The sequence below is a fragment of the Aeromicrobium sp. genome, from assembly GCF_025965075.1.
GTDB lineage: Bacteria > Actinomycetota > Actinomycetes > Propionibacteriales > Nocardioidaceae > Aeromicrobium.
In genome coordinates, this window is the sequence record NZ_JAOPXQ010000042.1 from 1 (window position 1) to 9,465 (window position 9,465).

The 9,465-nt window shown below is 71.7% G+C and carries 12 protein-coding genes; 5 read left to right on the top strand and 7 right to left on the bottom strand.

Annotation, left to right across the window (positions count from 1 at the left end):
* On the top strand, positions 1-1,280 hold a 1,280-nt coding region (locus JWQ91_RS02655; protein WP_297780453.1), incomplete at its 5' end, for a DEAD/DEAH box helicase.
* Positions 1,281-1,327: 47 nt separating this feature from the next.
* Here the strand turns inward: JWQ91_RS02655 and JWQ91_RS02660 are convergent.
* Both JWQ91_RS02660 and JWQ91_RS02665 read right to left on the bottom strand, forming a co-directional pair.
* Positions 1,328-2,032 carry a L,D-transpeptidase gene (locus JWQ91_RS02660; RefSeq protein ID WP_297780456.1) on the bottom strand — a complete coding sequence of 235 codons (705 nt, stop codon included), beginning with the start codon at positions 2,030-2,032 and terminating at the stop codon, positions 1,328-1,330.
* Positions 2,033-2,073: 41 nt separating this feature from the next.
* Entirely contained in the window at positions 2,074-2,886 is an 813-nt protein-coding gene (locus tag JWQ91_RS02665; protein WP_297780457.1) for a ParA family protein, read from the bottom strand.
* A gap of 59 nt (positions 2,887-2,945) precedes the next feature.
* On the opposite strand from JWQ91_RS02665, the gene JWQ91_RS02670 reads away from it, so the two are divergent.
* The 4 genes from JWQ91_RS02670 to JWQ91_RS02685 are packed head-to-tail and all read left to right on the top strand — an operon-like array spanning position 2,946 to position 5,873.
* Positions 2,946-3,704 (top strand): SDR family NAD(P)-dependent oxidoreductase, encoded by a 759-nt coding sequence (locus tag JWQ91_RS02670; protein ID WP_297780460.1) that lies wholly within the window; start codon positions 2,946-2,948, stop codon positions 3,702-3,704.
* Positions 3,701-4,531, top strand: a complete 831-nt coding sequence (locus JWQ91_RS02675) for an alpha/beta hydrolase (protein ID WP_297780463.1) — start codon at positions 3,701-3,703, stop codon at positions 4,529-4,531. The genes JWQ91_RS02670 and JWQ91_RS02675 overlap by 4 nt, the downstream gene beginning before the upstream one ends.
* The gene (locus tag JWQ91_RS02680) at positions 4,531-5,142 is read left to right on the top strand and encodes a sulfite oxidase-like oxidoreductase (protein WP_297780466.1); all 612 of its coding nucleotides are present in this window, start codon (positions 4,531-4,533) and stop codon (positions 5,140-5,142) included. Before JWQ91_RS02675 ends, JWQ91_RS02680 begins: the two co-directional genes overlap by 1 nt.
* Positions 5,139-5,873 (top strand): FAD-binding oxidoreductase, encoded by a 735-nt coding sequence (locus JWQ91_RS02685; protein ID WP_297780469.1) that lies wholly within the window; start codon positions 5,139-5,141, stop codon positions 5,871-5,873. The genes JWQ91_RS02680 and JWQ91_RS02685 overlap by 4 nt, the downstream gene beginning before the upstream one ends.
* On the opposite strand, the gene JWQ91_RS02690 is transcribed toward JWQ91_RS02685, so the two are convergent.
* From JWQ91_RS02690 to JWQ91_RS02710, 5 genes are all read right to left on the bottom strand, one after another.
* Positions 5,870-6,697 (bottom strand): PHP domain-containing protein, encoded by an 828-nt coding sequence (locus tag JWQ91_RS02690; RefSeq protein ID WP_297780470.1) that lies wholly within the window; start codon positions 6,695-6,697, stop codon positions 5,870-5,872. The genes JWQ91_RS02685 and JWQ91_RS02690 overlap by 4 nt on opposite strands.
* A gap of 146 nt (positions 6,698-6,843) precedes the next feature.
* Entirely contained in the window at positions 6,844-7,428 is a 585-nt protein-coding gene (locus JWQ91_RS02695; RefSeq protein WP_297780472.1) for a histidine phosphatase family protein, read from the bottom strand.
* The gene (locus tag JWQ91_RS02700) at positions 7,428-8,462 is read right to left on the bottom strand and encodes a MaoC family dehydratase (RefSeq protein ID WP_297780475.1); all 1,035 of its coding nucleotides are present in this window, start codon (positions 8,460-8,462) and stop codon (positions 7,428-7,430) included. The genes JWQ91_RS02695 and JWQ91_RS02700 overlap by 1 nt, the downstream gene beginning before the upstream one ends.
* A gap of 26 nt (positions 8,463-8,488) precedes the next feature.
* Positions 8,489-8,977: a general stress protein gene (locus JWQ91_RS02705; protein WP_297780478.1), complete on the bottom strand. Its 489-nt coding sequence runs from the start codon at positions 8,975-8,977 to the stop codon at positions 8,489-8,491.
* Between the two features lie 33 nt (positions 8,978-9,010).
* Positions 9,011-9,465: acyl-CoA dehydrogenase family protein (locus JWQ91_RS02710; protein WP_297780480.1), on the bottom strand; the 455-nt coding region annotated here is incomplete at its 5' end.

The following is a 9,465-nucleotide window of genomic DNA, read 5'->3' on the forward strand; positions in this document are numbered from 1 at the left end:
GCACCGTCGCGCCCCACGACGCCGACTACGACCAGGTCGTCGCGGGCAAGCCACAGGCCCTGATCGTCGCCCCGACCCGTGAGCTCGCGATCCAGGTCGCCAGCGACATCGCGGTCGCGTCGAAGCGTCGCGGCACCCGCAACCTGACGATCTACGGCGGCGTCCCCTACGAGTCGCAGCTCGACGCGCTGGAGTCCGGCGTCGACATCGTCGTCGGCACGCCGGGACGTCTGCTGGACCTGGCCAACCGCGGCGCGCTCGACCTGTCCCACGTCAAGTCGCTCGTCCTCGACGAGGCCGACGAGATGCTGGACCTGGGCTTCCTGCCCGACGTCGAGTCGATCCTGGCCAAGACCCCCGAGACCCGCCAGACAATGCTGTTCTCGGCGACGATGCCCGGCGCGATCGTGGGACTGGCGCGCAAGCACATGCGTCACCCCATGAACATCCGCGCCGAGTCCGGCGACGACGACAGCCAGATGGTGCCCGCGACGGCGCAGTTCGTCTGGCAGGCGCACGACATGGACAAGCCCGAGATCGTGGGCCGCATCCTGCAGGCCGACGACGTGGGCCGGGTCATCGTCTTCACCCGCACCAAGCGCACCGCGCAGCGGGTCGCCGACGAGCTCATCGACCGGGGCTTCCCCGCCTCGCCGCTGCACGGCGACATGGCGCAGCCGGCCCGCGAGAAGGCGCTGACCCGCTTCCGCGAGGGCAAGATCGACATCCTCGTCGCGACCGACGTCGCCGCCCGTGGCATCGACGTCGCCGGCATCACGCACGTCATCAACTACAACTGCCCCGAGGACGACAAGACGTACGTCCACCGGATCGGCCGCACCGGCCGCGCCGGCGCCTCGGGCATCGCCGTGACGTTCGTCGACTGGGCGGACATCACGCGCTGGAAGCTCATCAACAAGGCCCTGGGCCTGCCGTTCGACGAGCCCCAGGAGACCTACTCCACGTCCGATCACCTGTTCCACGACCTCGGCATCGACCGTGGCGTCAAGGGCCGGCTCAAGGCGGCCTCGCCGCGTGAGCCGAAGAAGGACGACGACCGTGGCGGCCGTGGCCGCAGCGGCGGCGGAGATCGCGGTGGACGCGGCGGCGATCGCGGTGGAGACCGCGGTGGACGCCAGGCCGAGGCCAGCGGCACCACGGGGGGCGACAAGCAGACCCCGTCGAGCGCGACCGGTGAGGGCGCGACCCGCACCCCCCGCAAGCGCAACCGCAGCCGCACCCGTTCGCGCGGCGGCGCCCCCGTCGCCAAGCAGGACTGACCACCCTCACGCTGACGGGCCAGCACGTGACCCGTCAGCGGTGGGGTCTAGGCGGTGACGTGGACCTTGGTGCCGACGGGGGCGAAGTTCCACAGGGCGATCGCGTCGGGCTTCCACTGGCGGACGCAGCCGGCCGACAGCGGGGTGCCGAGCTGGCCCTTGGTCTGCTCGAGCTTGCCGGCGTTGTCGCGCGGCACGGAGTGGAAGCCGATCGGCTCGCTGTAGCCCGTTGCGAACCGGACGAAGTAGTCCATCGTGCCGCTGGCGTCGAAGGCCGTCGCGTGCTCCTGCTTGGACTGCACGACGTACGACCCGGGCTGCAGGTTGTCGAACCGGCTGCCTGACACGCGGTACGTCCGCGCGACCTCGTTGCCGTCCTCGATCAGCCAGACCCGCTGGTCGCTCTGGTCGAACACGATCCGCCGCCCGTCGCCCGACCGGGCCGGGACGGCCGGCACCGCGGCCTTCGCGGCGGCGGCCTTGGCAGCGACCTTGGCGGTCAGCTCGGCCGTCACCCTCGCGGGCGCCGGAGTCGTCGTGGGGGCGGGTACGTCCGCCAAAGTCGTCGTCACCAGCGCCGACTCACCGGCGCTCGCGGGGACCGAGCCCGCCGCGGCCGAGCCGGCCGTGAGCTGCGGAACGACGCCGACCGCCGCGCCACCGACCGCGATCGTGACGCCGACCGCGAGACCCAGCCCACTCACCCGGGCCCGACGACGGGCGAGACGGTGGGAGGCCTGGCGCTTGGACACAAGCCTGATCCTACCGTCGAGGCTGCGTCACGCCGGGCGGTCTACGCCTTGTCGGCGGATTTCCTCGCTGACGTCCGCGCCGGCCTGGCCTGCGACTCCAGCAGTCCGGCGGCGACCTGCCGGTAGGCCTCGGCACCCTTGTGGTTCTTCGCGGTCGACAGGACCGACCGCCCGATCGCGGGCGCCTCGGCGAACCGGATCGTCTTGGGGATCGGCGGTGTCACGATCGGCAGGTCGTACGTCTCGCGGATCGCCTGCAGGACGTCCTGCGCGTGCCGGGTGCGGCCGTCGTACATCGTCGGCAGCACGCCCATGATCTCGAGCTTGGGATTGATGAACTGGCGGACGTCGTGGATCGTGTCGAGGAGCTGGCCGACACCGCGGTGCGAGAGGGTCTCGGCCTGCAGCGGGATCAGGACCTGCTGCGCCGCGGACAGCGCGCCGACCGTCAGGACGCCCAGCGTCGGCGGGCAGTCGATGATGATCCAGTCGTAGTCGTCGAGGACCTTGTCGAGCGCGACCCGCAGCCGCTGCTCGCGCCCCGTGCGACCGACGAGGCTCTCCTCGGCCTGGGTCAGGGTGATGTTGGCGGGCAGCAGGTGCATGCCGTCGTCGGTGATGACGATGGCGTCGTCGGCCTGCTTGGTGCCCAGCAGCACCTCCGCCACCGTGACGTCGAGGTCCTCCGGATCGATCCCGAGGGAGAACGTCAGGCTGCCCTGCGGGTCCACGTCGACCAGCAGCACGCGCTGCTTGAGCTCGGCGAGCGCCGCCCCGAGGGACACCACCGTGGTCGTCTTCGCGACCCCGCCCTTCTGGTTGGCCACTGCGATCGTCGTCGTCACGAGCGCCATTGTGTCATCACGGTCCGGCCCCGGGGACCGTCTGACACGGCATTTGGCATGCTTGGCCCATGACACGTCGCGCGCTGGTGACCGGGGCAACCGCAGGCATCGGCAACGCGTTCGCGCAGGAGCTCGCCAAGCGGGGATTCCACCTCGTGATCGTGGCCCGCACGACCGCGCAGCTGGAGGCCCTCGCAGCCGAGCTGCGCAGCAAGCACCGCGTCGAGGTCGACGTCGTCACGGCCGATCTGTCGACCCTCGCGGGCGTGCAGGCCGCGGCCAACGTGCTGACCGACACGACCCGCCCCGTCGACCTCCTGGTCAACAATGCCGGCTCGTCGCTCGCGGGCTGGTTCGGCACGACCGACATCGCCGACGAGGACCGCCAGCTCGACCTCCTGGTGCGCGCCCCGATGCACCTCATGGACGCCGCGATCAAGTCCATGGCGGGTCGCGGCGGCGGGCAGATCATCAACGTCTCCAGCGTCGCCGCGTTCACGCCCCGCGGGATCTACTCCGCCCACAAGGCGTGGCTGCTCAACCTGTCGCAGTGGGCCGACATCCATTACGACGACGTCAACATCTCGGTGCAGGCACTGTGTCCCGGTTTCGTGCGGACCGAGTTCCACCAGCGTGGCGAGATGGACATCAGCGGCGTGCCCCGGTGGATGTGGCTCAAGGCCGACTACGTCGTCAAGACCTCGCTGCGGGACCTCGAGCGGGACAAGACGGTGTCGATCCCCAGCCTGCGCTACAAGGTCCTCGCGGGGCTGGCGCAGTACCTCCCGAAGTCCCTCGTCACCCGGGTCGCGAAGCGGGGCCGATGAGCGTCCCGCGCACCCTCGAGCTGCCGGCGGACGTCTCCGCCGTGTCGCTCGAGACCGCCCGCGGCAGCTTCGCGGCGCACGTCGTACGCGTCGACCGGCCGATCGGCCACGTCCTGCTCGTGCCGGGCTGGACCGGCAGCAAGGAGGACTTCACCCCGCTGCTGCCGCTGCTCGCCGCGGCCGGCTACGACGCGACGACGTACGACCAGCGCGGCCAGTACGAGACCCCCGGGCTGCCGACCGACGACTACACCCTCGACGGGTTCGCCGCCGACGCGCTCGCCGTCCGCGCGACTGCGGACCACCCGCGGTCCCACCTGCTGGGCCATTCCTTCGGCGGGCTCGTCTCGCAGCACGCCGTCGTGACCGATCCTTCCGCGTGGCAGACCCTCAACCTGCTGTGCACCGGCCCGGGCGCCCTCGGCGACACCGTGCAGCGCCCCCTGCGCCGGCTCGCCGCCGCGATCGGCAAGGTCCCGCTGCTGCAGCTGCACGAGCTGCGCGAGCAGGGCGTCAAGCGGCCCGCCCAGATCACGGCGTTCCTGGCCCGACGCTTCACCGCCAACGCGCCGGCCTCGCTCAAGGCCATGACCCAGCTGCTGATCGACGCCACCGACATCGTCGAGGACGTCACCGCGACGGGGCTCCCGGTGTGGGTCGCCCGCGGCGCCGACGACGATGCCTGGCCGCACGACGTCCAGGCGCTCATGGCGCAGCGGCTCGGCACCGAGATCCACGTCATCCCGAGCTCGGCCCACTCACCCGGCGTCGAGAATCCCGCCGGCCTCGTCGAGGCCTGGCTACCGTTCCTCAGGAGGCACGGCTGATGGGCATCACGCGAGGCTTCACCGGGGGCGCCCGCCGCGGCGGCGACACCCGGCTCCCACCCGGCCAGTACGACACCGGGGCCGGCTGGCCGGTCCTGTCCGCCGAGCTGACCCCGCAGGTCGACCTCGACGAGTGGACCATGACGGTCGACGGGCTCGTCGACACCCCGACCACGTGGGACTGGCGCGGCATCCACGCGCTGCCCCCGTCGTCGTACTTCGGCGACATCCACTGCGTCACGACGTGGTCGAAGTTCGACACGACGTTCAGCGGCGTCAGCGTCGACGCCCTGCTCGACGTCACCGGGGTCAGGCCCGAGGCGACGCACGTCTTCGCGACCTCGACGACGGGCTACACGACCAATCTGCCGCTGTCGGACATCACCGACGGCAAGGCCTGGATCGTCTGGGAGTTCGACGGGAAGCCACTGACGCCCGAGCACGGCGGCCCCGTCCGCCTCCTGGTCCCGCACCTGTACTTCTGGAAGTCCGCCAAGTGGATCACCCGGATCGAGCTGCGCGACCACGACGAGCAGGGATTCTGGGAGCGCAACGGCTACCACGACCGCGGGGACCCGTGGCTCGAGCAGCGTTACCAGGGCGACGCATGAGCGAGGAGGCGCCCGCGTCCACGCGGGTGATCGCGAGTGCGTGGACCACGGCGATCGTCCGCGAGGTCGACCGGTCGACCGAGGGCTACGTCCGGCTCCGGCTCGAGGTCGCCGACCGGCAGGACCACGTGCCCGGCCAGCACTACGTCCTCCGCCTGCGCGCGCCCGACGGCTACACGGCCCAGCGGTCCTACTCGATCGCGTCCGATCCCGCCGATCCCCTCGTCGAGCTCATGGTCGAGTGCCTCCCCCGCGGCGAGGTGTCCTCGTTCCTGCACGACATCGTCGAGGTCGGCGACGAGCTCGAGGCCCGCGGGCCGATCGGTCGCTGGTTCGTCTGGGGCGGCACGACCCCCTCGATCTGCGTCGCCGGCGGCTCGGGCGTCGTCCCGTTCGTCTCGATGCTGCGCTACGCCCGGCGCACCGGCACCGATGCCAACCTCACGGTCGTGGCCTCGGCGCAGACCCGGGCCCGGCTGCCGTACGCCGACGAGCTCGAGACCGCCGGTGCGTTCATCGCGCTGACCCGGGAGAACCATCCCCTCCCCGACGGCAGCGAGCGGGTCGCCGCCCACCTGTATCCCGACGAGGTCGCGGCGCTGGCCGACGGGGTCGAGCGGGCATACGTCTGCGGGTCGGTGGGCTTCGTCAGCTTCGTCGGCCGCATCCTCGGCGAGGCCGGGGTCCGCAGCGACATGGTGCGCGTCGAGCAGTTCGGCCCGACGAGCTAGCCGCCGAGCAGCCGCTCGTACTCCTGCACCGCCGTCGTCTGGCAGCCGAGGCTGAACTCGGGGCCCTTGCCCGAGCCGTGGTAGTCACTCGAGCCGGTCTGCACGAGTCCGAGGGCGCGGGCGATGTCCCGCAGCCCCGCGCGGGCCTTGACGTCGTGGTCGTTGTGGTCGACCTCGATGCCGTCGAGCCCGGCCGCGGCCAGCTCCTCGAGGGCGGCGGCGGTGAGCACGGCATCGCTGCCGCGTGACCAGGGGTGCGCGATGACGGCCTTGCCACCGGCGTCCTTGACGAGCCGCACCGCCTCGAGCAGCGGCGCCGCGTAGCGGTCGACGTAAGCCTTGCCGTCCGCGTCGAGCCAGCCGTCGAAGGCCTCGTCGCGGTCGGCGAGGTAGCCCTTGGCGACCATCGCGTCGGCGATGTGGGGACGCCCCGACGCCGCCGCGTCACCGGACTGCGCCGCGACGTCGGCCATCGTGATGTCGATCCCGTGCTCGGCGAGCCTGGCGAGCATCTGTGGGAGGCGGCCCTCGCGGCCGTCCAGCACCCGGCGCAGCTCCGCGACGAGCGCCGCGTCGCCGGGGTCGAACTCGTAGCCCAGCAGGTGCACGCTCTCGCCGTGGAAGCGGGTGGAGATCTCGATGCCCCGCACGACGTGGATGCCGACCGAGCGGCCCGCGGCCACGGCGTCGTCCCAGCCCGTCGTCGCGTCGTGGTCGGTCAGGGCGACGACGTCGAGACCGACGGCCTTGGCGTTGCGGACCAGCTCGGCGGGGCTGTCGGTGCCGTCCGAGCGGTTCGAGTGGGTGTGGAGGTCGATGCGCACGAGTTCAGGCTAGGGCACCGCCCGGACAGTCAGCCGAGCTGCGCGATGTCGTCGCCGGCCAGCTTCTCGGCCAGCGCCGCGGCGGCCCCGGGCTCGTGCGCCTCCTTGAGCAGCGACGCCGGCCGGGCCGACCGCGCCTGGCTGGACTACGGCAGGGCGTTCCAGCGCCGCACGACCGGCATGCCCCGGTCGACACCGAGAACCGAGACCGTCGACGTGTCCAGCGCGAAGTGCCGGCCCTCGGCGACGTCGAGCCCGAGCCAGCGCGCGGCCAGCGCCCGCAGGGAGTGCCCGTGGGCGAACACCAAGGTCTTGCCGTCCGCGGCGACGGCGCGGGCCACGACCCGGTCGAGCCGCTCCGCGACCTGCGCGGCGGACTCGCCGCCCGGGCTGGGGTGGGACCAGACGGTCCAGTCCGGCACGGTCCGCCGGATCTCAGCGGTCGTCAGGCCCTCGTAGTCGCCGTAGGCCCACTCCGCGAGATCCGGGTCGACCGCCGCATCGGGGAACCCGGCGAGCTCGGCGGTGTGCCGGGCCCGCCGCCGCGGGCTGGTCAGCACCTGCGCGAAGGCGATGCCGGCCAGCGGGCCGGTGAGCGTACGCGCCGCGGCCTCGCCCACCGCGGTCAGCGGCAGGTCGGTCGTCGACGTGTGCCGACCCGCGGCGCTCCACTCGGTCTCACCGTGGCGGACCAGCCAGAGCTGGTCCTCGGTGTCCTCGTGGGTCGTCATCAGCGCGGGACGAGCGCCCAGTAGTCGAGGTCGAGCAGGACGCCGGGGGCGTACTTGCCGTCGTCGCCGCGCAGCGTCATCGACTCGTCACGTCCCTTGGTCGCCACGAGCCGCAGGCGCAGCGCCCCGACGCCGGGGGCGGGGGTCTCCGCGGTGTCCAGCACCTCGGACCACGCGTAGACCGTGTCGCCGGCGAAGGCGGGCGCCGCGTGGGCGCCGGCGTTGATCGCCGAGATCAGCTGGGCGTTGGCCAGCCCGTTGAACGACAGGGCGCGGGCCATCGAGATGATGTGCCCGCCGTAGATCAGCCGGTTGCCGTCGGGCCGGGCCTCGGTGTTGAAGTGGACCTTGGCGGTGTTCTGCCACAGCCGGGTCGCCAGCATGTGCTCCGGATCGGTCAGCGTGACGCCGTCGACGTGGTCGATCTTCTCGCCGACCTCGTAGTCCGCGAACCGGTGCGGCTCCCCCGCGGCGGCGAAGTCGTACGCCGTGAAGTCGAGCCCGGCCGGCAGGACCAGGTCCTCCGGCGCCACGACCGCCGCGAGCTCCGGGACGACGGTCTCCGGGGCCGCGGCCTCGGCGTCGCGCTTGTGCACCATGACCCAGCGGGCCCAGTCGAGGGCGACCTCACCGCGCTGGTTGGTCGCGGTCGAGCGGACGTACACGACGCCGCTCCTGCCGTTGGAGTTCTGCTTGAGCCCGATGACCTCCGAGCTCGTGCGGAGCGTGTCACCGGGGACGACCGGCTGGTGGAAGCGGCACTCGGCGTAGCCCAGGTTGGCGACCGCGTTGAGGGACACGTCCGGGACGGTCTTGCCGAACGCGATGTGGAACGCGACCAGGTCCTCGACCGGGGCCGGGTCGAGGCCCACCGAGGCGGCGAACTCCGCCGACGAGGGCACCGCGAAGCGGGTCGGGTAGAGCGCGCCGTAGAGGGCGCGGTCGCCCTCCGTGACGGTCCGCGGCGTCGCGTGCTGGAGCACCTGCCCGACCCGGAAGTCCTCGAAGAAGTGGCCGGGGTTGGTCTTGGTCATGCGGTGGGAGCTCCTGGGGGCTGGGGTCAGGTGAAGGGGTTGGCGCCGGGCAGCTTGGCCAGCAGCGCCTGGCCGTCGGCGAGGAACTTGTGCTCGACGAGGACCTCGTACTTGGTCGCGACGACCTTCTGCACCGAGCTGAAGTCGCGCTGGCCGCGCGTCGCGGCATAGCCCAGGGCGCCGGAGATGACGCCGAAGGCGACGCCGAACAGGATGCCGCCGAGGACCGTGACCCAGACCGAGCTGCCGTCCGAGAACGCGCTGAGGATCAGGCCGATCAGCAGGCCCAGCCACGCGCCCGAGCCGGCACCGGCCGACAGCACGCGGCCCCACGTCAAGCGCCCCGTGACCCGCTCGACCTGACGCAGCTCGGTGCCGACGATCAGGACGTTCTCGACCGGGAACTCGTGGTCGGAGAGGTAGTCGACGGCCTTCTGGGCGTCGGCGTACTTGTCGAAGACCCCCAGCGACTGGGGGTACTCGAGCTGGAAGAGTCCGGAGTTCTGGAGAGGCATGTGGTCCATGCTAGAGGCCGACCGTCTGCGTGGTCAGAGCTTGTAGTCCTTGAGCAGGGCCCGACCGATGATCATCTTCTGGATGTCGGACGTGCCCTCGCCGATGAGCATGAACGCCGCCTCGCGGTAGAGGCGCTCGATCTCGTACTCCTTGCTGTAACCGTAGCCGCCGTGGATGCGGAACGAATCCTGCACGACCTCGTTGCAGTACTCCGACGCGATCATCTTGGCCATCCCGGCCTCCACGTCGTTGCGCTTGCCCTCGTCCTTGAGGCGGGCGGCCTTGACCACCATGGCGTGCGCGGTCTCGACCTTGGTCGCCATCTCGGCCAGGCGGAACAAGATGGCCTGGTGCTGGGCGATCGGCTTGCCGAACGTCTCGCGCTGCTGGGCGTACGCGATGCCGAGCTCGAACGCCCGGTTGGCGATGCCGACGGCGCGCGCGCCGACGTTGACGCGGCCGACCTCGACGCCGTCCATCATCTGGT

Bases quoted from the DNA above. Each gene is read 5' to 3' on its own strand.
- JWQ91_RS02665 (WP_297780457.1), bottom strand. From the start codon at position 2,886: ATGGCGCTCGTGACGACGACGATCGCAGTGGCCAACCAGAAGGGCGGG.
- JWQ91_RS02670 (WP_297780460.1), top strand. From the start codon at position 2,946: ATGACACGTCGCGCGCTGGTGACCGGGGCAACCGCAGGCATCGGCAAC.
- JWQ91_RS02675 (WP_297780463.1), top strand. From the start codon at position 3,701: ATGAGCGTCCCGCGCACCCTCGAGCTGCCGGCGGACGTCTCCGCCGTG.
- JWQ91_RS02680 (WP_297780466.1), top strand. From the start codon at position 4,531: ATGGGCATCACGCGAGGCTTCACCGGGGGCGCCCGCCGCGGCGGCGAC.
- JWQ91_RS02685 (WP_297780469.1), top strand. From the start codon at position 5,139: ATGAGCGAGGAGGCGCCCGCGTCCACGCGGGTGATCGCGAGTGCGTGG.
- JWQ91_RS02695 (WP_297780472.1), bottom strand. From the start codon at position 7,428: ATGACGACCCACGAGGACACCGAGGACCAGCTCTGGCTGGTCCGCCAC.
- JWQ91_RS02700 (WP_297780475.1), bottom strand. From the start codon at position 8,462: ATGACCAAGACCAACCCCGGCCACTTCTTCGAGGACTTCCGGGTCGGG.
- JWQ91_RS02705 (WP_297780478.1), bottom strand. From the start codon at position 8,977: ATGCCTCTCCAGAACTCCGGACTCTTCCAGCTCGAGTACCCCCAGTCG.